Annotated in this window: 13 protein-coding genes and 1 riboswitch; of the genes, 7 read left to right on the top strand and 6 right to left on the bottom strand. The window is 28.0% G+C overall.

Annotation, left to right across the window (positions count from 1 at the left end; all coding sequences use genetic code 4):
* Window positions 1-186: 186 nt before the first annotated feature.
* A complete protein-coding gene (locus tag AB5V95_RS01440) occupies window positions 187-1,068 on the bottom strand; it encodes a DegV family protein (RefSeq protein ID WP_369086095.1) in 882 nt (293 codons plus the stop codon).
* Between the two features lie 111 nt (window positions 1,069-1,179).
* Between AB5V95_RS01440 and tyrS the strand changes: the two genes are divergently transcribed.
* Together tyrS and AB5V95_RS01430 are read left to right on the top strand one after the other, a co-directional pair.
* Complete coding sequence (gene tyrS, locus AB5V95_RS01435; protein ID WP_369086094.1) at window positions 1,180-2,418, top strand: tyrosine--tRNA ligase; 1,239 nt, start codon at window positions 1,180-1,182, stop codon at window positions 2,416-2,418.
* A 19-nt stretch (window positions 2,419-2,437) separates the two neighbouring features.
* A complete protein-coding gene (locus tag AB5V95_RS01430) occupies window positions 2,438-3,505 on the top strand; it encodes an alanine/ornithine racemase family PLP-dependent enzyme (protein WP_369086093.1) in 1,068 nt (355 codons plus the stop codon).
* Between the two features lie 73 nt (window positions 3,506-3,578).
* On the opposite strand, the gene AB5V95_RS01425 is transcribed toward AB5V95_RS01430, so the two are convergent.
* The 5 genes from AB5V95_RS01425 to rpsP all read right to left on the bottom strand — a co-directional run bounded on the left by AB5V95_RS01425 (window position 3,579) and on the right by rpsP (window position 5,913).
* Window positions 3,579-4,040, bottom strand: coding sequence for a hypothetical protein (locus AB5V95_RS01425; protein ID WP_369086092.1), 462 nt, complete (start codon window positions 4,038-4,040; stop codon window positions 3,579-3,581).
* Window positions 4,041-4,083: 43 nt separating this feature from the next.
* On the bottom strand, window positions 4,084-4,338 hold the full coding sequence (locus AB5V95_RS01420; RefSeq protein WP_369086091.1) for a hypothetical protein: 255 nt from the start codon (window positions 4,336-4,338) through the stop codon (window positions 4,084-4,086).
* Between the two features lie 128 nt (window positions 4,339-4,466).
* A riboswitch (SAM riboswitch) is annotated at window positions 4,467-4,555 on the bottom strand.
* A gap of 68 nt (window positions 4,556-4,623) precedes the next feature.
* Complete coding sequence (rplS, locus tag AB5V95_RS01415) at window positions 4,624-4,977, bottom strand: 50S ribosomal protein L19 (RefSeq protein WP_027122617.1); 354 nt, start codon at window positions 4,975-4,977, stop codon at window positions 4,624-4,626.
* A complete protein-coding gene (gene trmD, locus AB5V95_RS01410) occupies window positions 4,967-5,644 on the bottom strand; it encodes a tRNA (guanosine(37)-N1)-methyltransferase TrmD (RefSeq protein WP_369086090.1) in 678 nt (225 codons plus the stop codon). Before trmD ends, rplS begins: the two co-directional genes overlap by 11 nt.
* 11 nt (window positions 5,645-5,655) lie before the next feature.
* A complete protein-coding gene (gene rpsP / locus AB5V95_RS01405; RefSeq protein ID WP_369086089.1) occupies window positions 5,656-5,913 on the bottom strand; it encodes a 30S ribosomal protein S16 in 258 nt (85 codons plus the stop codon).
* Window positions 5,914-6,057: 144 nt separating this feature from the next.
* Here rpsP and AB5V95_RS01400 point away from each other — a divergent pair, with 144 nt between their 5' ends.
* The 5 genes from AB5V95_RS01400 to AB5V95_RS01380 all read left to right on the top strand — a co-directional run bounded on the left by AB5V95_RS01400 (window position 6,058) and on the right by AB5V95_RS01380 (window position 24,344).
* On the top strand, window positions 6,058-6,456 hold the full coding sequence (locus tag AB5V95_RS01400; protein WP_369086088.1) for a cytidine deaminase: 399 nt from the start codon (window positions 6,058-6,060) through the stop codon (window positions 6,454-6,456).
* 617 nt (window positions 6,457-7,073) lie between these two features.
* Window positions 7,074-8,279 carry a hypothetical protein gene (locus tag AB5V95_RS01395; RefSeq protein ID WP_369086087.1) on the top strand — a complete coding sequence of 402 codons (1,206 nt, stop codon included), beginning with the start codon at window positions 7,074-7,076 and terminating at the stop codon, window positions 8,277-8,279.
* Between the two features lie 157 nt (window positions 8,280-8,436).
* The gene (locus AB5V95_RS01390; RefSeq protein WP_369086086.1) at window positions 8,437-13,395 is read left to right on the top strand and encodes a hypothetical protein; all 4,959 of its coding nucleotides are present in this window, start codon (window positions 8,437-8,439) and stop codon (window positions 13,393-13,395) included.
* Between the two features lie 255 nt (window positions 13,396-13,650).
* Window positions 13,651-15,225: a hypothetical protein gene (locus AB5V95_RS01385; RefSeq protein ID WP_369086085.1), complete on the top strand. Its 1,575-nt coding sequence runs from the start codon at window positions 13,651-13,653 to the stop codon at window positions 15,223-15,225.
* A gap of 209 nt (window positions 15,226-15,434) precedes the next feature.
* A complete protein-coding gene (locus AB5V95_RS01380) occupies window positions 15,435-24,344 on the top strand; it encodes a hypothetical protein (protein WP_369086084.1) in 8,910 nt (2,969 codons plus the stop codon).
* The last annotated feature ends 40 nt before the right edge of the window (window positions 24,345-24,384 follow it).

Here is a 24,384-nt window from a genome sequence, read left to right as displayed (position 1 = left end):
TAACATATTTATATACTTAAAAAGTAAATAATCAACGTTGATATTGAATTATCAAATTTTATATATAAGCTTAAATTCAAAGACTATAATCATAAAAGTGTTATGAAATTTTATCTATGATGTTTAGCGCTTAATATTTTAAAAGTCAAAATTAATGATTAAAAAAGATCGGAATAGCCGATCTTTTTATCAAACTTTAGCAATGCTTAAAAACTTATCTTTAATCTCGTCTTTAATTTCTGCAAAAGAGACACAAACTGCTCCAATGCCGGTGTGAACCGAAATATCGGCAGGTAATTTTATTGAAGCGATACGAGGATAATTGTTTGTAACCAGTTTAAATGAATTTATAATTTTTTCTATTTCATCATTGTCAGCGTGTGGAATAACTAAATAATAATTTTCGTTTTCCTTTGGTAATTTTTCAAATAGTTCTTTAACCAGTTTATCCAGAGTTTTAGTAAATACTCTACCAAGCCCTTCTTTTTCTAAAATACCATTCTCAAATCTTATTATCGGCACAATTTTAGCTAATTTAGCAATCATAGCGGCTGCTTTTGATAAACGCCCACCTTTTACTAAAGCATCATTGAATTGAGGCACTAATAAAAGTTTTTCATTTTTTTGATTAAAATGCTCAATTGCTTTATCGAAACTTACGCCATTATTTATTTTTTGTTCAAAAAGCAATAAATCACGAACAATTAAATAAGAAATTTTCTTAGACTCAACAACATGAACTTTTGGGTTATCTTTAAATAAAGTTATTAAAGAAGAATTTTGTGATGATAATTCTTTAGAAATTGAATAAATAATTATTTTGTCATAATTGTCAATATATTTGTCAATAACTTCTTGGCTAACGCCAGGAGGAGTTGCAAAAGTTGACGTATTAATTTTCTTATTACTACGTCACATTCTAGCAAATTCATCAACATCTAAATTAATACCAATTTTATATGGCTTTCCATCAATTTCAGCATTTAGTGGAATTAAATCTCACCCTAAATTTTGAGCTTCTTGTTGCGAAAGACCAGAAGATGAATCGACGATAATTTTTATTTTCATAATTCTCCTTTACTATTAATAATTTATAGACTTATTTTTTATATAATATATAAATATATTAACTTAGATAATCTGTAATAATAAGATTATTATATATATAAAAAGGATATTATGGAAAAAAATATATTAGAAGAGTTAAAAACACGTGGTGTTTTAAAAGATATTTCTAGTGAAGAAAAGTTTTTATCATTAAAATCTGGAACTGGAATATATGCTGGATTTGATCCTACTGCTTTGAGTTTGCATTTGGGTAATTACATACAAATTTTAAATTTACTAAGATTTAAAAAATTTGGCTTTAAACCAATTGCAATTTTAGGTGGAATTACAGGAATGATTGGAGACCCAAGTTTCCGCGACAGCGAAAGAAAATTTTTAGATCTTCAAACACTTGAAAGAAATAAAAACGCTATAAAAAAACAACTTGAATTTTTTGGCTTAGAAGTAATTGATAACTATGATTTTTATAAAAATTGAACTTTGGTTGATTTTTTAAGAAATGTAGGTAAGTTAGTTAACGTTAATTACTTATTAAATAAAGATAGTATAGCAACAAGACTAAATCAAGGGATTACATTTACTGAATTTTCATATCAATTAATTCAAGGTTGAGATTTTAAAATTTTATTTGAAGATAGAAATATAAAAGTTCAGCTAGGCGGATCAGATCAATGAGGTAATATTACTACTGGTTTGGAATTTATTAGAAAAACCCATGGAGAAAATGCTGATGCTGTTGGCCTTACTGCTAATCTATTAGTTGATGAAAATGGTGTTAAATTTGGAAAAAGCACCGGGGGTGGGTCGCTTTGATTGGATAAAAATATGACTAGCCCATATTCAATATACCAATTTCTATTAAATCAATCGGATGTTAAAATTGAAGAGTATTTAAATTGATTAACGTTTCTATCGATTGATAAAATTAAAGAAATTATGGCTGAACATAATTTAGCAAAACATAAGAGAGTGGCTCAAAAAGCTCTGGCTTATGAAATTGTAAAAGATATTCATAGCCAAGACATTGCAAATCAATGTGTGAAGATTAGCGACATTTTATTCAATAAAAACGAAGAAAAACTTACTTTAGATGATATTGAATTATTAAAAAGCTTTTTAAAAGTTTATAAAGCTAATGAAGGTGAAAAATTTATTGATTTTATAAAAGAAAAACAAATTTGTTCATCTAATCGTGAAACTCGTGAGTTTATTGCTAAAAAATCATTTTTATTAGATGATTTAATTATTCAAGACGAAAACTCAACAATCCAATTTAAAAATTACAATCAAAAATACGCCTTATTAAGAAAAGGTAAAAAAGAGTTTATAATAATTGAAAATAAAAATTAATAAATAAAAAGGAGTAAATATGGGAAACCCAAAAATTGTTATTAATGAAACAAAATTTAAAACTAATGTTAAAAGAGCAATAGAAATTTGTAAAGCAAAAAATATTGATGTACTAGCAGTAACAAAAGGATTTTGTGGCAATCGTAGAATGGCAGAATTATATGCCGAAGCTGGTATTAAAAACTTCGGTGATTCAAGATTAGATAATTTTGAAGTTTATAAAGATATTCCAGGACACAAACAACTTTTAAGAATACCAATGATTTCTGAAATACCTAGAATGATTGAATTATGTGACTCATCATTAAATGGTGATTTGGATGTCATTAAAAAAATTAGTGATTATTGTTTGAAAAATAATAAAAAACCACATGAGATTGTTTTAATGGTTGACTTAGGCGATAGAAGAGAAGGTGTTTTACCTGAGGATGCTTTAAAATCAGCTAAGTTAATTAGTGAAATGAAAGGTGTTAAATTAATTGGTTTAGGATGTAATTTTGGATGCTATGGCGCAAGAATACCATCTGATGAAACAATGAAGCAATTTGTTGAAATTCAACATAAAATTGAAGATGAATTAAATATTAAATTAACCCACATGTCAGGCGGTAACTCATTGAGTTTGCATATGGTATGAGAAAACCGTATGCCAGAAGAAATTAATGTTTTAAGAATGGGATTTGCAATGATATTTGGAACTGAAGATATGTATCGTCAAACTATTGACGGAATGTATCGTGACGCATTTAGATGTGAAGCTGAGGTTGTTGAAGTTGATTATAAAAGTTCAATGCCAATAGGCGCTTGCGGAATTGATGCATTCGGTCATGTTCCTTATTTTGAAGACATTGGTGATATTAAGAGAATTATTTTAGCAATCGGAAAATTGGATACAATGTTTGATGCAATGATTCCATACGACGATAAACTTAAAATTTTAGGCGGTTCTTCTGACCATATGATTATTAACGCTCAAGATTCAGATATTGAATATAAAGCGGGTGATATCGTAACTTTTGCGCTTGATTGAGGAAGCTTATTGTATTTATTTAACTCATCATACGTTATTAAAGAATTCGAAAAATAATTTAATTTTTGTATAAAAAAATAACCAAACTTATTGAAAAATATTTTTTCAATGTTGTTATTGGTTATTTTTTTTATTCGCCACGATTTATTATCGCAACACCTGATTTTAAGTCAAGGATTACATATTGCTCTGATTCATTTTTTGTTTTGTAAAATTCTTTAATATCATCTATTATTTGAACTAAATCTAAAATTATTTCTTTTTGATTTTCATCATATCAGAACCCTAATTTTTCACCGTATTTTAATGCCTCTTTTTGAATAAAAGTTTCGCATTCGGCTTTTAGATTATTATCTAACTGATTTCAACTTTTAGCTTCGCCTAGGTCGATTTTAAAAGTAGCAAATCCTTCTTTTTCAATTTTGATTATATAGCCACTTGTTTTTTTATAAGCATTTAAACTTTCTAAAATGCTATTTTCAAATCTTTTATCATGCATCTTTTTTAATCCATTTTTAGCAATGATATCTATTGGTTCTATAATTCCTTCGTGCATTCTTTTTAAAAAATTCATTAAACCTTTTGTCATCATAATTTTACCTCTTAATTATTTTATAAATGATTAAATAATTACTCTAATCAATTGAAAACTCATTCATATCATACATAATCATTGCTGCTGTTGATAATTTAATTTGATCTGTTGATATTTTCATTAATTTAGATAGTTCATTTAAAGATATTTCTTTAAGATTACTGTTTTCTATTATTCAAAATATGTAATCTTGTTCTTCACTTGCTTTGAATAATATTATTTCTTGTTCAGCATAATGTTTTAGTTTGCTCAAAACTTCTTCACTAGAATTATCTTTTATGTTAATTAATTTCATAATTTATAAGTCTCCTAATCACTATTAATAATTATTTACTAAGCATAATTTTTAACTTTTACTTAGGTAACTATATAAAAAACCCTGATCTATAGTTAGATAGGGTTAAATATTAATATTAAAAAAATTCCCTATCGTTCAGGCTTTAGCACTTTGCTTTTTCAAGTAAGTTGCTGAAGGGTCGTTGAGCCTGTCTCTCGCCTTCTCTTTATAGTTACACTTTTATTTTACTCTGATTTTTTTAAAAAAAATAAAAGCTGGAATAAAAATTACCAGCTAATATTATTATTTGTTTTTGATTTCTTTTAATCTTGCTGATTTGCCTTTTAGGCCTCTCATGTAGTATAGTTTTGCTCTTCTTACTTTGTTCTTTCTCATTACTTCAATATTTGAAATTAAAGGTGAGTTGATTTTAAATGTTCTTTCTACACCAACACCGTATGAATCTTTTCTAACTGTAATTGATTTGTTAATACCTTCACCGTAAGCTGCGATAACTAGACCTTCGAATACTTGGATACGTTCTTTATTACCTTCTTTAATACGTACGTGTACTCTAACGTTGAATCCTTCTCTAACTTGTGGTAAGTCAGTTCTGATTTGGTCTTGTTCTACGAATTCTAATAATTTAGTTCTCATGTTTTTTCCTTTCAATAATATCTTTTCTATTTTTTAAGGTTTTTAAATATGCATTTTCTTTACGTCATTCATTTATTAAAGCGTGATTTCCGCCCAAAAGTACTTCGGGTACCTTAAGACCTTTGTATTCAGCTGGACGAGTATATTGAGGATAATCTAGAAGGCCGTCACCTTCAAAACTTTCGTTTTGATGCGAACCTTTTTTTAATACACCTGGCACTAATCTTGCAACTGCTTCACTAATTGCCATTGCAGGTATTTCTCCTCCTGTAAGAATATAATCTCCAACAGATAACTCTTCATCAACAAAATTTAATACTCTTTCATCAAAACCTTCATAATGACCACAAATTAAAGTTATTTCATTTAATTTTGCCAATTCGTGCGCCTTATTTTGATTAAACGTTTGCCCTTGTGGACTAACTAAAATTTTATAACTGTCAGGAACAGTTTGCAGAGCTAAGTCGATCGGTTCAACTTGTAGAAGCATACCGTCACCTCCGCCGTAAACTGTGTCATCAACTTTTTGATTTTTCTCTTTTGAATAATCTCTAAAATTAATAATATTTATTTCTAAATGACCTAGTTTAATGGCTTTAGCAATTATGCTTTGTGTGATGAATGCCTTAAAATACTCTGGGAATAATGTAAGAATGTTTATTTTCATAAGAATGCTATTTATTTTTTATTTTTAACATATTCTGAGTAGAAGTTATCTTGTTTTAAAAGAGTTCTAACTGTATCAGTTGGTTTAGCACCTTCATTTAAATATTTAGTAGTTAATTCTTTATTTAAGTATAGAGCTTTTGCATGAGGGTCATAGTGACCTAATTCTTCGATAAATCTTCCATCACGTGGGCTTCTTGCATCAGAAGCAACTATTTTATATGTTGCGTGGAATTTTTTACCGGTTCTTTTTAATCTTAATTTAACCATGGTTTTTCCTTTCTAATTTGTATAAGTTTTAAAAGAATAAATAAAGTATAACATATTTTTCTTCTGTTAAGTAAAAATACTTGACACTTTTTATGCCACATGAAAAATATTAATAGATTAATAATTTAAACTATAATTATTATTATGGAAATAAAAGAATTAAAAAATAAATTAAATTACGCTTACGGAATTTATTCGGGTGTAAAAGTTGCATCATGCGCCATAGATAAAGATGGTAGAGAGTTTTTTGGAGTTAACTGCGAAAATGCAGCCTTTCCTAGTGGATTATGCGCAGAAAGATCTGCTTTATTTGGAAGCGTTGTTCATGGATCACACATCGGAGAATTTAAAGAAATTCATATTATAAGTAATCTAAACAAAGTTTTATATCCTTGTGGAGCATGTGTTCAAGTTATTACACAATTTTTAAAACGTGATGCAAAAGTATTTCTTTACAATAATGATCTATCAGAAACAAAAGAATACTTTTTATACGAAATTTTTCCATTTGGCGTAAGAGACGAAGACATAAAAAATAATTAGTTTTATAAAATAGAATTCTTCATGATAATGTGAGGAATTTTTTTATTTATATTGAATTTATCAATGTTTTTTATTCAATGTCAATGAATAGAGATTGAATGTTATTCAAAACTTTATATTGAATTTATCAATGTTTTAATATTTAATATCACAATGCAAAACTCAATGTATGAGTATTGCATTATTTTTTATAACATTTTTAATCCCTCGTTGAATATTTACACTTTTTTATTATTTAAGCGATTGCCCACAGAAATACGATTTTTTAAAAAATACACATTAAAATTCTAATATTGCTATTTTTATTGGGAAAAAAATAAGAAAATCTCACGTAAAAAATAGAAAAAAATAATAAAAATATTTGTAATTCTGTTATAATGATAAAATCATTACTAAAAAAGGAGATTTAAAATATAGGCAGAAAGTTAATTAGTTTTAAAAAAATCTTGGTTAATAAAATACGACTACACTAAAAAAACAATCTATTGAATTTAGATAAATGCTGGTTACATTTTTTTAAAGAAGATAGAAAAAAAGATAAACTACGAAACATTGAAACAATATTGAAACAAATACATATTTATGAATAAACAAAAACACAATAAAGGAAGGATTATATGCCTAAGAATAATAAAAAAATAAAGGGTGTCATTGGATTTCTTACTGTTGCTTCATTAGCTTCTACTGCAGCAACAATTTATGTATTACTAGAAGATAATAAAAAAGCTAATGACTTTAGAAAACAATTAGCTGAACTAGTAAACTCTTTAAAAGATTGAAAAAAAGCCAAATTAGAAAACAAACATTATGCAAGAGAATTAGAATTAGAAACATCGAAACAGATTCAAAAATATGAAGGCGCTTTAATTGATGATAAAATTAAAGATTTCAAAATACTAGAGCGACTATTGAACGAAATTAAAACAGACTATCAATCAGATGAAAAAAAATATTCATCGCTTGAAAATACTAACATTGAAACATTGAAGTTAATTGCTGAATTTGAATCACTAATATATAGATTTCAAGATGATAATAGAAATAATCAGCTAGTATTGACAAAGGTAGAATATTTTAAAGAAAAGAAACAATACTTTGACGATGAATATACAAAGACAAATAACGAATCTTCATTGTTGGAATTAAAAAATAAAGTAGCAACATCACTTGAAGAATTGATGTCAATTTTTGATTTATCAACAGCTATAAAAAGAGCCGAAAATATTAATGCTAAGTTACCTAATAATTTTAAAAATAAAGATAATTATGAATCTGCAATTCAAGATGCAATAAACGCTTTTAATTCTAATGATTATACAAAAGATAGAATCATTGAAGAAACCAAAAAAATTGATCAATATAATAATCATTTTGAAGAAGAATTAATAAAACAAAAAGAATTAATTACAAATGAAATTAATGCTTTATTGGCTGATGCTGAGAAATACAGAGATACAACACTTGATTCTCAAGAATACATATCGCTATCTTCGAAACTTAATGATCAAATTCAAGAATTAAAAAACAAAATGGCTGAGGACAATGAGTTATTAGAATTGGAAAATATATTACTAAAAGCTAATAATTTAAAACCAGATGCATCATTAGTAAAAGAAGCTATTGATCAGATTTTAGAAACATTGCCAAATGCAGAAAGTGCTTTATTAGAAATAAATTCATCACCAAATACCTTTGAATCTTCAAATATTAAAGAAACATTAGAAAATGCCGTTAATGATGCAACAGCTTCATTAGATACATTAAATGCAACAACTATTAAAAATGCATTTGTAACATTAGAAAGTAATCTAAACAACGCGTAAAGATAATACGATTTCAGAAACTCAAACTTTAATTGAAAAAGCAAAAGAAGAATCTGCTAAATTAACATCTGAAGAGTATGAAAATAAAAAAGAGCTTTTAGATGACACTATTATTAAAGTAGAAAAACACAATAATAACAAAACAATCATAGGAGACTTGATTAAAAATAAAAACGAGTTAGAAAAAATTCTATCAGATACTAGAAAATCAGTAGCTAGAGACAATTTATTAAAAGCTATTTCAGATTCAGAAAAGAATTTGGCATTTATAAAAGAAAATAATGTTATATCTCCTAACACAGAATTTGAGACTTTAATTAATGAAGCAAAACAAATTTTAAATACTGCTGATAGTAAAGATAAAAGTGTTGATCAAGTTGTAAATGAATATAATGAAGCTGCTAAAGTATTAATAAATAACTTTTTAGAAAAAGCAAAATTAGCAACCAATGAAAAAATCCAAAGCTCACAAGAACTTTCAAATGAACTTGGCAGAGATACTTATTTAGTAAGTGGTAAAGAGCCTGGAGCTAAAAAAGATTTAGATGCTAGAATACAAAGTGCAACTACTGTTAAAGATTCTCAAAATTCAATAACTTCAGATGTTTTATCAGAATTGCATAAACTAAATTTAGCTTATAATGAAGCAAAAAGATATAAAGATGCTGATGATAATGAAAGAAATGCAATAATTAGACAAATTGAAGAATTAAAAACAGAATTAGAATCTAAATCATCTGAGTTAAAAGGCGAAAAAGATAATTTATCAAATGAAAATCAAGAAAAATACAAGCCTTTAATTGATGAATTGACAAGAATTTTAGAAGATTACAAAAATAGAGTAAAACCAGAAGTTGAAGATTATGGTGTTGCAAGATTAAACGAAGTTAAAAAAACTTTAGAAGATACTCTAAATTCAACAGCGGAGAGAAAATCTGAAATTGACGCAGAATTTGAAGATCTAACTAATAAATTAAATGAACTTAAAACTAAAGCTAATGAGTTGCTTTCGGCAATGGCTACGGATGAATATAATCCAGAAAAAGAAAACTTACAAAATTTAGTAAATAAATCAGAAATTGAAAGCAATAGAGATTCGCTTGAAGAATTAAGGGCACTTGTTAAAGATTTTGGCAAAGCAAACAAAGCTGCCGAAGCAAAAATAACGTCTGTAAATGATGAAAAAACCGTTGAAATTGAAAAAATAAATGATTTAGTTAGTGATATAAATAAATTTATTTCAGCAAACGGAGATGAATATCCTGAAATAATTGCTAAGTTAGAAAAAGCTTTAGAATCTGTTCAAAATGACAATCAACCAACATTTGCTAATACTCTTGAAGAAATAAAAGATAAATATTCAAATTTAAATAATGCTTTTAATGAAGCTAAAAAAGAATTACAAGATTCTCAAAATAAAGATGACTTATCTTTAATTCTTACTAAAGTAGAATCACTAAGAGATAAAATCACAAGTAATGATCCAACTATGGTGTCATTAAAAAATAATTTAGATGAAAAAATAAACGAAGCAAAAGCTATCATAGCTAATAATCAAACTTCTGAATATGTTAGCGAGAAAAATAAGCTTGCTACACTATATGACAACTCAAAACAAGAAATTCAAACATTTGAACAAACATTAGCAGACTTAAAAGAAAAATTCAAACAAGCTTTAGCAAAGGCTAACGGTGTTTTGGAATCTTCTAAAAATGATGAAAATAGTGCAAACTATTTAGTTGAAAATGGATTGGTTAGTCAAATTGAAGCAAAAATCGCTGATAACAGTTCAATCGACGATAATGATCCGCTAGCATCTATTAGAGCTAAAATTGATGCATTAAATAATATAGAAACTTTTTATAATGAAGAAAAAGCTAAAATAGATGAGATGACAAATAATGCTTTAAAAGCTTTACAAGATACAATTTCTTCTGCAACAAACATCAAAGACTCTATTACCGATCCTGCAATTTTTGAAGCTAAAGAAGCTTTAGCTACAGCTATTACCAAAGCCCAAGAAGAGCATGATAAGTCACCAAGACCAACAATAGCAAATATTAATTTAGCAAAAGAACAATTAGAATCAGCAATTCAAAAAGCCAATGAAGCAATTAATAATTTAAACAGTGAAAAACAACAATTAAAACAACAAATATCAGAAAAAGCGCAAGAAATTCAAGATTATATAAATAACAACTTGAATAGTCCTGAATATGAAGAAATTAAAAGAAACTTAGAAACTTATCTAAATGATTTTAATAATAATGAAGCTAATAATTTAGATAAAAAGACTAAAGGTCAATTAGAAACTCTTTTAAACCAAATGCAAACGCATTTAGATTCAGCAAAAGAACAAAAAAATGAAAAAGATGAAGAAATCAACGAACGTAATAAACAAGCGTTGATAAATGCTAAACATAACTTAGAAACGTTAATACCAACAATTACAAGCCAAGATCCAGAAATGCAAACATTAAAATCGCAACTAGAAGAAGCGATAAATAATGCCAATAATATTATTAATAATGAAGTTGTTGATCAATATGTTTCAGAAAAAGATAAATTAATTACTCTAAAACAAAACACTAAAGATAAAATAAAAACATTTAGAGAAAAATTAGAAGGTAAAAAATCATTACATCATCAAGCATTAGAAGCTGCCAATGCTAAATTATTAGAATTAAAAAATGCTGATAATAAAGCTAATTACTCAGAAATTATTTCTGATTTAGAAAATGCTATTGCTACAAATGAAAATATTTCAGATGATGAAGCATTATCATCAATAACTGATAAAACAAATGCTTTAAATCAAGCAACAGAAGCAGCAAATCAAAACAAAACTAACCAAGATTCATTAACTGAACAAGCCTTAAATTCTCTTAACGAAGAAATATCTAATGCTAATAGCTTAAAAGATTTATTAACAGACCCTGCTTTAAATGATGATAAAAGCGCTCTAGAAAATGCTATTACAATTGCAGAATCAGCACATAATCATTCTCCTAAACTTTCTATATCTGAAATTAACTCTGCAAAAGAAGCGCTTAAACAATCTGAAACTCAAGCAAATCAAAAACTTCAACAATTAAATCAAGAGAAAACTAATTTAAAACAATCAATCAGAGATAAAGCTTCTGAAATTGAACAATTTATTAACTCACTAACCAACCCAGCATATGACGATGTAAAAGCGCAATTGCAAAATGCTTTAAACTCTTATAAAAATACGAACGAAAATGCCTTAGATAGCAAAATAAAATCAGAGCTTGAATCAATTTATTCTGATTTAGACAACGCTTTAACTTCGGCAAAATCAGAAAAAAATAATATTGATAATCAAATTGCAGAACAAAATAAACAAGCTTTAATAGCTTCAAGAGATGCTGTGGCAGAAACTGCCAATGGCTTAACAAATCAGGCACCCGAAATTGTTAAACTTAAAAAACAATTAACTGATGCAATAGCTGAAACTAATAATATATTAGATAGCAATATTTCTTCTGATTATGTTTCTAAAAAAGAAGCATTGGATGATCTAAATACTAAAGCAAGAGAAAAAATAAATGACTTTAATACACGTTGAAACGCAGCAAATGAAGCATTTAACCAAGCCTTAGCATCTGCAAATAGGAAATTGCAAGAATTAAAACAAAATCCAAGCAAGTATGCTGATGCAATAAGTAATTTAGAAACTATAATTAGAAATAATAATACTTCAAATGAAAATATTGACATAACTGATATCAATGCTAAAACCGAGGCCTTGAATAATTCGGTTGAGCATGCTAATATAGATAAAGAAAAAGCAGACGCAAAAGCAATTGTTGATACAATGGGAAATCTATCTCCAGAAAGAAAAGAACAAATTAAAAGAGAGATTGACGGCGTTTCAAATATGCAACCTTATGCTGATGCTATAAACCAAATTAATGAAAAGGTATTGGCTGCTAGAAAAGAAAATTACAGCAATTTTGTTAATAATATTCCTTATCCAGACCCATCTTCACAAGCAACTACACAAAACAAGACAGATTTAATTGATAGATTAGTTAACTCATTAACATCACAAACATCGCAAGATGATATAAATAATTTAGAGACAACTTTAAATACTTTAAAATCAAAAGTACAAGAAGCTTCAAACGCTATTTCATTATTGCCTGACGGAGATGTTAAAAATAGTCTTATTAGTAGTTTACAATCTGCAAATGAAAGCAGTATTAGTCCACTTATAACTAAAATTGATAAATACAGTCAGATTTTAAGAAAAATTAATAGTATTCCATTGATTTCTAATAATACAAGTGATTCGCAAAGCGATGTTAATGGCGTAAATGATGAAATAACAAGATTAAAAGAAGCTTTAAAATCAAAATTAGCAAATGTTGCAGATGATCAACTAGATAATTTATCTGCATTAGTTTCTAAAGATTCTGAAACTGTTTCACATATTACTTCAACATTTGTTGGTGATATTGCAATTTCAAATAACTTAATTAAAGAATTGGCAAAAAAATCAACTGCTGCTGACGCACAACATGTTTATGACGTTGTTACTCCTATTCATAATGAATTACATAATTTCTGATGAGATTCAGATAAAGGTCTATTTATTAGAGGCAATAAAGACAATTACCCTTCATCTTCAACTGGAATATTAAAACCATATGATGATTTTATAAATAATGTTGTAAGAAAAGTGACAACTCCAGAAGAAATGAGAAATATAAATAATAATGTTGTTCGTTTATATCACGCTGGTGTAGATTTTAATAATAAAATTAAAAAAATTAATGAACAAACCATGCCACAAGCAGTTAAAGATGCTTTGAAAAACAAATTATTAGCTCAAACTGATTTAAACGGTTTGAATAATGTAATTAGTTATATTTCAGAACCTTCGGGTAGTCCAGTTAATACTGGTTGATATTTAGATGCTTATAAAAAACTTAACCTTATTGGAAATGATGCTAATAGGGCCCAATTATTAGAAGAACTTAAAAATGTTCATAACGCGCCAACAGATGATGTTCTAGCAAATATAAAGACAGTTAGAGATAAAATCATCGCATTTAAAGAAGCTTATGAAGCTACTGATTTAAAATTATAAGACTATTCAGTTAATTTAAATAAAGATTCATCATTATATTCAAGTTTTGTAACAAGATTAGCAAACATAACAACTTTAGAACAAGCAAATACACTTAAAACAGATATTCAAAATGCAATAACTGCCGCAAATAAAAAAGGTGAATTAAAAGATATATTAAATACAATTAATTACCCAGGCGGTACAAGAGCATCAGGAAGAGAATCAATATTAAATTCAATTAACGCAGTTAATGCTTCAACTGATATAACTGAAATGAAAAATAATTTAAATGCATTAAAATCAGCAATGGACAGAGCAAATACTTCGTTAACTAGCTTGCCTTATCCAAATGGCGGAGAAGATGCTAAAAATGACATAAGAACTGCTTTAAATAAAGCAACTAGCGCATCTGATGTAAACAGAATTCTGCCTACTACATGATCTTCTGATATAACAAGCTACAAAGATATGATTAATGAGTTACCATCTAATAGACATAACGCATTAAATTCAAGATTATCTCAAACTTATCCAACTTCAGCAGATCAATCTTCTTCTGTTTCTGAACTTAAAAAACAAATTATAGAAACACATAAAGTTTCTGCAGTCCAAGAAATTAATAATATTCAAGGACTTGAACAAACTAGAAAAAATACATTTATTTCTTCAATAAATGCTATTTCTTCAAACACTGATTATACAATCGAACAAATGAATCAAAAAATTGAAGAAATAAGAGAACAAGTTTCTTTAGCAAACGAGGCAAGATTACAAGTAGCTCGTGAACAAGCACAAGCAGAAATTAATAAATTGCCTACTGGTAATACAATTAGAAATAATTTATCATCAGATTTAAATAGAGCTTCATCTATATCTGATTATGACACAATTAAAGCTAATGCAATTCAAGCGAAAAAAGAATTAGATGCCGCTAAACAAAATGCTCAAACAGCAATATCTAAATTACCTGATGGAATCGAAGCTAAAAGTAATTTAAATAATGAAATGGCTTCCGCTAAAAATAAATCGGATTACGAATCAATTAAACAAAAAGCTGAACAAGAAGCAACTAAATTAAGAGCATCTATAAAAGAAAGAGTTAGATTAAAATTATTAGACGCATCTTATGCACCTTCAGGAACTATTGATAAACGCCTAAATTGAGTTGATCAACGTTATATCGAATGATTTAATGGACAAGTTGATAATGGTTCATTAGAAAATGCAATTAATTTAGAACGTCAATTTGCCGCAACTAAATTCTTTGAAAAAGTTAGATTAAATAACATTATGAGATGACTAAAGAATAAAGTTGGCCATCTTGCAGCAAGGGATAATAGACACTACATGGATATGATTTCTAAATTTGAACAATATGATTATGTTTCAAATATAAGATACAATAATAGAACAGGAATTCCATATAGCGATAGAAATGGAAATTCAAGAACAGCTGATGATTTTGCAGTATTATATACTCAAGCAATCCCATTTAGTACACCATCAGAAGCACAAGACTTATTTAACACAATTTTCCAATGACAATCTCTATTTAATGGAACCTCTAATGTTAACTATGGATATTTCAAAAATAGTAATAGAAACTCAATAATTGACAAATCAATGAAATTATTAAATGATGATTTATCTAATAAGAGTCTAACCTTGGATAAAATATATGAATATTCAACTTTAGTAGCTGGATTAGGTGATCCTGCAACTTTACAAAATCATATTAACAGCTTAAAATCAAATGTACCATATGTAAGAGCCGCTATGGCAGAAGATTCGACATACTACTTTGATAAAGATGGTCATAGACGTCCTACTAAACCATTATTAGGTTAAAAACACTTAAACTCGGAATTTTCCGGGTTTTTTTATTTTTAAATTAATTAAGTTTAAAAGACAATCAGCATAAAAAAGTAATAATTTGTAAGAAAAAAATGATGATTTTTCGTTAATTTTCGTAAATAACGAGCATATATATATATATATATTAGTTTTTTATATTTTTTGTTATAAAATTTAGGTATTACAGAAAGAATAGAGGTAATATGCCAAGAAATGATAAAAAGAAAGCAGTAGTTGGCGTATTAGCTGGTGCAGCGCTTGTTGCTACAGCTGGTACAATTTATGTTTTGATAGAAGATAATCATAAAGCTAACGATGCTAGAAAAGAATTCGCAGAATTAGTTCAAAAAATGAAAGAATGAAAAGCTGAAACTAGATTAGCACAAAAAACATATACTAGTCAACTTTTTAGAAAATTTTCTGATGAAATTGCAAAATATGAAAATATTTTAAAAGATGAAAATATCAAAGATTTCCAGAAAATTTTAGATGCATTAGAACAAGCTAAGAGTGTTTTTGAAGATAGCAAAAAAGAATATCAAGATCTTGAAGAAGTTAATAAAGACACAACAGCTTCAATTAAATCATTTAACGATTTATTGAATGATTATAAAACTAAAAATGAAAACAACCCGCTTGCTTCACAATGAATTAAGAAATTTGAAAGTGAAAGAAGTAAATTAGCAAAAGAATATCAAAGAGCCGATAACAAACCTAGTCTTGATAAGGTTAAAAACAGAGCTGATGAGTTACTAAAAGACTTAGAAAGTACTTTTAAGTTAACAGATCAAATTTCAATAGCTAAAGATATTAATTCAAAACTTCCTAACGATTTTAAAAACAAAGAGAATTTAGAAAGGGCCATTGCTGATGCTGAGGCCATTTTAAACAATCCTTTGGCAACTCAAGAAGAAAAGAAAAGAACAGCAGACGAACTTGAAGCTATTAATAAAGAGTTTATTAATGCGATGAATGCTGAAAGAGATAATTTAACTAATCAAATTAATGATTTAATTAAAGATGCTGAAAATTACAAAAACACAACTCTTGATTACGATAAATACAGAAGTTTGGCAAATAAATTAGGCGACGAGATTAATGAGTTAAAATCTCAAATGAATAACGATAATGATGCTAAAACTCTAAAAGATATCTTAAATAAAGCTAAAGATTTAAAACCTAATGCTTCAGTTATTAAAAACGCTATTGATGACTTAAATGAAAAAATGCCATCGGCTGAAAAAGCTTTAAAAGAAATTGAATCCGCAGAGGAACTTTTTGCTTCATCAAATATTAAAACTGAGTTAAAGAACGCTATTGAAGCAGCTAAAGCGGCTGTAAATGATTTAAATAAAGATGATATAACTTCAGCATTAGCTACTTTAAATTCTAAAATTGAAGAAGCTAATAATTTAATTGATAATAAAAAAGATGAAATTATAGCTCAAACAAATGATTTAATAGCAAAAGCTAAAGAAGAATCTACTAAATTAGAAGGCCAAGAAGAATATCAAGATAAAAAAGAACAGTTAGACGATAGCACTGCAAAAGCAGAAAAAAACAATAAAAAAGAAACATTATTAGGTAATTTAGTTTCAAACAAAAATGAGTTAAGTGATTTATTGACAAACACTAAAAAGGAAGTAGCTAAAGATAAATTATCTAAAGAAATCGCCCAAGCTGAAAAAGATTTAACATTTATAAAAAATAATCTTGTTATTGACCCTTCAACTGAATTTGAAGGCTTAATAGCTAAAGCAAAAGAAACTTTAGAAAACGCTGATGCAGAAGGAAAAGATGTTGATCAAATCGTAAATGAATATAACGAGGCTGCTAGGGAATTAAAAGATAAATTTTTAGAAAAAGTTAAAGAAGCTACTGAAACTAAATTAACTGAAGCTAAACAATTAAGTAAAGACTTAGAACAAGAAAAATATAAAGTTGATAATGAATACCATCCTTCTAAAAAAGATTTAGATGCTAGAATCACTTCAACAGAAACAACTAAAGATGAGCCAACTTCAACAAGCTCAAATATTTTAGAAAAACTTAATGAATTGAACAACGCAACTAAACAAGCTAAAAGATATAAAGATGCTGACGATGAAGGCAGAAGAAAAATTATTGAAGAAATTAATGCTTTAAAAGAAACAATTGCATCTAAAAAAGAAGATTTAGCAGCTGCTAAAGATGGACTTCAAACAGAAAATACAGAAAAATACAAAACATTAATTACTGAATTAGAAAAAGTTTTAGACGATTATGAAAACCAAGTTAAACCTAATGTTGGTGATTTTGGTGTGGCAAGATTAGAAGATGTTAAAACTAATTTAGAAAAAGTTATTCAATCTATCCCTCCTAAAAAACAACAAATAGACGAAGAGTTTGCAACTTTAAGTGCAGAATTAGCTCAATTAGCTAATAAAGCTGACGAATTAGTAAACCAAATGCAAACTAATGAATATAATCCTGAAAAAGAAAAACTTCAAGAATTAATTACAAAAAATCAAGATCCTGCAAATAAAGATTCATTAGAAGAATTAAGAGAGTTAGTTAAAGAATTTAAAAAAGCTAATAAAGCTGCAGAAGGTAAAATTGCATCAGTAAACGAATTAAAAGATGCAGAAATTGAAAAAATTAACAGTAAAATTTCTGAAATTACCGATTTTATTAATGCGAATAAAGATGAATATCCTGAAATTACCAATCAATTAGTAGAAGCTTTAAAAACTGTTAAAGATGATAATGCTCCAAGCTATGCTAATACGCAAGCAGAATTAACTCAAAAACTAAATAATATAACAGAAGCTTTAAATAATGCTAATGAACAATTAGGAAATACACAAAGTAAAGAAGCGTTAACGTTATCAACAAATCAATTAGAAGCTGTTAAAGATTCAATCACAAGCACCGATCCTGAAATGGCTGATTTGAAATCTCAACTAGAAGCAGAAATTAAAAAAGCTCGTGATATTATTAAAAATAACGAAACTGATAAATTTGTTCCCGAAAAACAAACAGTTGATAGTTTAAAAGAAGAAGCAAATGAAAAAATAGCCGCTTTTGAAGAAAAATTAAAACAAGCTAAAAATAATTTCAAAAAAGCTTTAGAAGCTGCTAAGACAATTTTAGAGACTGCCAAAACTGCGGATAATACTGCAAACTATACCAATATTATTTCTGATATCGAAACTAAAATTAGTCAAAATGACACAATTGATGAAAATGGTGCATTAGATTTAATTAAACAAAAAACTGATAATTTAAATGCTATTAGTGATTTTTATAATACTGAAAAAGCTAAAGCAGACGAAATAACTAATAATGCATTAGGAGAATTAAATAAAGAAATTGAAAATGCCAAAGCTGTTAAAGATACAATGTTATCTGAGCCAGATTTAAATACTGCCAAAGAAACATTAGAAGCTGCTATTGAATCTGCTAAATTAGCTAAAGAAAAATCACCTAAATTGGCAAATAATAAAATCGAAGAAGCTCAAAATGAGCTAAAACAGGCTATTGCAAAAGCTCAAGAAGCTATTGATTCTTCAAATTCTCAAAAAACAAATATCAAGAATTCGATTAACGAAAAAGAAAAAGAAATTAAAGACTATATTAATAATGAATTATCAAATGATCCTGAATATTCTACAATTAAAAGTGACTTAGAAACATATCTTAATAATTACGTTGCGACTGATAAAAATAATTTGGATGCAAAAACTAGAGAACAACTTGAAAATTTATTAAACCAAATGAGTATGCAATTGCAATCAGCAAAAGATAAAAAAGCTGAAAAGGATGCTGAAATTGCCGCTAGAAATAAAGCTGCAATGCTAAAATCTAAAGAAGCATTAAAAACTGTTTCAAACTCAATTACTAGTCAAGATCCAAAAATGACATCACTAAAATCTGAACTTGACGAAGCAATCGAAGAAACTAACAATATTGCAAATAATGATCAATCAGATAAATATGTTGAGCAAAAGCAAAAGTTAGATGAATTAAAAGCAAAAGCTGAAAGAATAAAAACTGATTTTGCTACAAAATTAGAAGAAGCTAAAGTAAATCATGCTGATAAATTGCAAAAAGCTAAAGAAAAATTAAAACAATTAAAAGCCGATCCTGACGCTGCAAATTTAACTGATGTAATTAATAAATTAGAACAAGATATCGCAGCTAATGAAAACATAACAGATGATGAGGCTATTTCAAGTATTGAAAACAAAGCTTCTTCATTAGAACAAGCCGTAACCACCGCTACAGCTAGTTCAACTGAAAATAAAAAAGATAGATTAAAACAATTAATCGACAATATTCCATATCCAGATGGTGCTCTTTCATCTATATCAACCAACACCAAAGAATCATTAAAAACAACTTGAGTTGATGATGTGGTTACTGATAGCACTACACGTGAAGAAATCGGGGTAATAGAAGAAAAAATTTCTGCATTACATGAAAAAGTTGGTAGTTTATTAGAAAAAATCAATTCATTACCAGACGGTAGTGCTAAAGATAGGTTATTAGGAGAATTAGCTGCTTCTGATGATACAGAAATTACTGATTTAGAAACCAAGGTACAAGGTTATATAGATACTTTGAGTTTAATTAACAGTAACTTTACTCACTTTACATCAAGCGCCGGAAGAGATTCAAACGAACACAAACAAGCTGTTAATTCACAAATTGATAATCTAAAACAAACTTTAAAAAATAAATTAGCAGAAGTTGCCGATGATGATCTTAAAAATCTAAAGAATTTAATTAACAAAGATAATGAAACTGTTGAAGCATTAAAAACAAAATTTTTAGGAGACATTTTAATAGCTAAAAATCTAATTAGAGAATTGTTAACCAAAAATACTGCTGATGAAGCTCAAACAGTAAAAGATGAAATTGAAGGCATATATAGAGAATTAAGAAGATTCTGAGGAAATGAAATTCAAACTGGTACTTTTATAAGAGACAGTTTGAAAAGGAGAGAAGATTATCCTTCAAGAGCATCTGGAATCTTAAAACCATTTGAAAATTTAAGAGATGATGATGTTAGAAGTGTTACAACAGCCGATCAATTAAAAAATATTAATGATACACTTGTACCTTTATATATAAAGGGTATTGAATTTAACAAGAAACTTAAAGCAATTACGGCTAATAACATGCCAGATGCTGTTAAACAAGCATTAAGAAATAAATTATTAGATCAAACCGATGCAGCTGGAATGGATAGAGTTACTGAATATGTTGCTCAACCTGACAATGCTAAAACAACCGGATGATATTTAGAAGCATTAAACACATTGAATACAATCGGAACTACTACAAATAATAAATCAGAATTATTGAAAGAATTAAAAAATACTGATAGATCTCCAGGAGAAGATGTTTTAGAAAATATCGATACAGTTAGATCTAAAATTAACGAATACAAGACAGCATTTGAAGCTGCTAAAACAAAACTTGAAGAATATTCAAATAATCCTAATAAGAGCTCAGAAAAATACAATGAATTATTAACTGAGTTAAATAATATAGTAACCAATAAAGACAAAGCAAACGATTTGAAAGATAAAATAGTTGCTGCGATTGAATTAGCTAACAAAAAAGCTGAATTAAAAACTTTATTGAGTGAGGTCCCATTCCCTAACACAAATAATGCTCCTGCTAAGATTACCTTAACATCAGATATTAATGCTTTAGATTCAATGGATGATGCAAACGAAATGAATGATAGATTAGTAGCCTTAAAAGAAGCTATAAGAACTGCAAGTGCTTCAATAAATGGTCTTCCTTATCCAGATCGAAACGCAGAAGCTAAGGGTAGAATTGGAAATGCTTTAAATAGTGCTACGACCGCAGATGAAGTTGACAATATTTTACCTTCAACATGAGCAAGCGACCTTGAAGAATACAAAAACATAATTAACGGTTTAACTCCTGGACGTCAAGGAATAAGAGATGTAAGATTAAATAAAACATATCCAAGTTCAGAAGCTTCAGATTCCTCTGTTACCGATCTTAGAAAACAAATTATTGAAACTTACAAAGTTGATATTAAAGAAAAAATTACCAGCATTACAAACATGTCTGAATCTCAAAAACGTCCATTTATAGATGCTGTTGAAGCCGTTGTTTCATCAAACATTGCAACAATGGATGAATTGAAAGAAAAAGTAGATAAGATTAAAAACCAATATAATTTGGCTTTACAAGAAAGATTTAGATTAGCCAAAGAAGCTGCTAAAAATGCATTAGATAGTTATAAAGCTAGCCCTAACAAGGATAATTCTAAAATTCAAGATTTAGAAAACAGATTAAATGCATTAACAACTGTTGATCATACAAATGATGCTATTACATTAAAAAATGAAATTGATGGATTAATTGCATCCGCAAATTCATTAAAAGCTAAGAAAGATGATATTAAAGCGGTAATCGGTGAAATTCCTTATCCAAATCCAGAATCTGCTGAAGCTTTAGAAGCTAAACGTCAACTAGCAGAAGAAGTTGATTCATTATCTACAGCTGAAGACTTAGATAGAAAATTAGAAGAAATTAATGCATTGAAAAACAAAATGAAAGAAAAAGTTGATTTAATTAACGATAGACATTTCGCTTATGAAGAAGGCGAAGGTGTGCCCGCATATGATACTATTAAACATCACTTAAACTCAGCCAAAACTGAAAGTTATGTTAGTGAAGCTGTGCCGGATGATTGAAGCGAAAGATTATCATTACATAAATTCGAAATAGATTCTTTTTCTAATTCGTCAGTCGATGAATTGTCAGCATTTTATACTGAAATGATAAAAATATTTAACCAAACAGTGCCTGATGCTATTTCTGGCGCCACTTATACAGAAACCGAATTGAGAAAACAAATAATTTCCAAAGCTCAAGAGGCGGCAAGAAATTATGTAAATAGAGAAGGTAATTTACGTTATTTATCTGCTGAGGATAAAAATAAAATATTAGAGAAAATAAATAACGAAACATTACCTGAAAATAACGAAGAACAGCTATTTGGAAAACTTGCTAAAATAACAGAACATTTAAACGATGCAGAACGTGCCAACTATAATACATTTATTGATAATCTAGCTTATCCTTCATCAACAAATCAAGATGATGAAATTAATGCAAATTCTCGAAATACAAAAGAAGCTATAAAGGCAAATTTAACTTCAAATATTTCTTTAATAGGATCAAATACTCATCTTGACACAACATTGAATAATTTGGCAAGAGACATTCAAGCATTAAATACAGAAATTTCAACCGTTAAACCAGCGGCAAAACAATCTGAATTTATCTTAGAATTTTCTAGAACTGATAATGAAGGCATTGCAACACTACTTCAAAACGTAAGAAATTACAAATCAGATTATGATACTAAAAAACGTGAAGCTCAATCTGCTATTTCACAAGTAAATGATCAAGGCAAAAAATCTGAACTTGAAAGAAGATTAAATAATGATAGTAATACCACTAAGGACTTAATTGATATTAAAGAAGAAGCTATTAGAGAAAGAAATAATGAACTTGATAGTGCGAGAGCTGACGCTAATAGCTTTATAGAAACTATTACTTATCCTGGTGGAACAAGTTCAACCGCTATAACTAAGTTAAAAGAAAAAGTTAATAATGCTAACACCATAGATAAGATAAATGAATTAAAAGAAGAAAATAAATTAATTAAACAAGCGGTGGAAGATGCTGTTACTGAAATTAATAAATTATCAGATAATAATGCTAAAAAATCGCAACTAAGAGATGAACTAAATAGAGCTATCGAAATTGACGGAAAAAACGGAATTCAGGAAATTAAACGTAAGGCTATTGAAGCTAAAAAATCTGAGTTTGATAGCAAAAAAGAACCACTAAGAGCACAAATTCAAAGTTTAAAAGATTCATCAGATAAAAAGGAACTATTAAATAAATTAAATAGTGCTACCACTGATGCTGAGCTTGAAAATGTTGGAAATTTACTCTCATTAATTTCAAGAAAAGAAGAACTAAAATCTAGACTTTCTAAATTAGTATTATTTGATTTAAAACAACCAAGAAACGGTCTTTCTGCAGAAGAGATGAAGAATCTTAACAAAAATATTACCGAAGCAACAACATCCAACCAACTTGATAATATAGAAGCATTAATTGAAAAACAAAGAGTGGCTGAAGAAAACGATTTAGCATTTGAAACAACAAATGGAGGTTTCGTGTTTGAAGGTGATGCCTTTGTATATAAAGATTTTAGTCATATGAAGAAGGTGTTAATTGATATTATCAGGAAGATTAATGTTATTAAAGGTAACGAAAACTCTGATTCTCAAGCATTATTTAGAACTGAAGGACAACGTTTACAAGATAAAATTACTAGAGAAGTTAAAACTTCGGAACAATATAAACGTGTTTTAGATGAAGCCGAAGCATTTGTTGCACGTTGAGATGCTGGAGAAATTAGAAACTGACTAATGTTCTTTGAAGAAAGGGCAAAATCAAATTCAAATAACTCTCCTTCTGATGCCGGACCATTCCCAGTTAATGTTCCTGAAAACGAGCTAAATATTTTATTGGCTTACTTTAAAGATGCTAACACAACAAGAGAAATGGCAGTTAATAAAGAAAATGAATATCTAAGAACAAGTTATTTTAGAGCTAGAAGATTGAAAAAATTAGATTACGATTATTTACAATTTATTAACGCTTTAAAAAACAACCCATATTTAGATGTTAATGAAAAGTCAAGACTGGGCGCTCAATACGATACATTTAAACGAGCTATTTCTGTTGAAGATAAAGAAAGAATTGCCTTGTCAATTGACAGATCTCTAACAGGAAATACAAATATTGAATCTAGTTGAAAAGTAATATCACAATCAAAATTTGTTTATTGATGAGTTGAAAAAATTGCAAATGCACCTGAAAATATTATTAGTCAATCAAATAAATATAAATGAATAGATAGAATTACATTAAATATCGATGAACGTCATAGCTTAAATAGAAAGTTATGAGACGAATTCAAACAAGCACATCCTGATTTACTAAGAGGTGTTCAATTAAATTCGGCTGGTTATCCAGTAGGACATGAGCCATTTTTCGGATAATAGTAAAAAAGTTAATCCTATTAGGGTTAACTTTTCCTAA

Origin of the sequence: Metamycoplasma spumans (assembly GCF_041026625.1) — a bacterium.
Classification (GTDB): domain Bacteria; phylum Bacillota_I; class Bacilli_A; order Mycoplasmatales; family Metamycoplasmataceae; genus Metamycoplasma; species Metamycoplasma spumans.
Note: the sequence above shows the minus strand (reverse complement) of the source record. Positions and strands in the feature narration are given on the sequence as shown.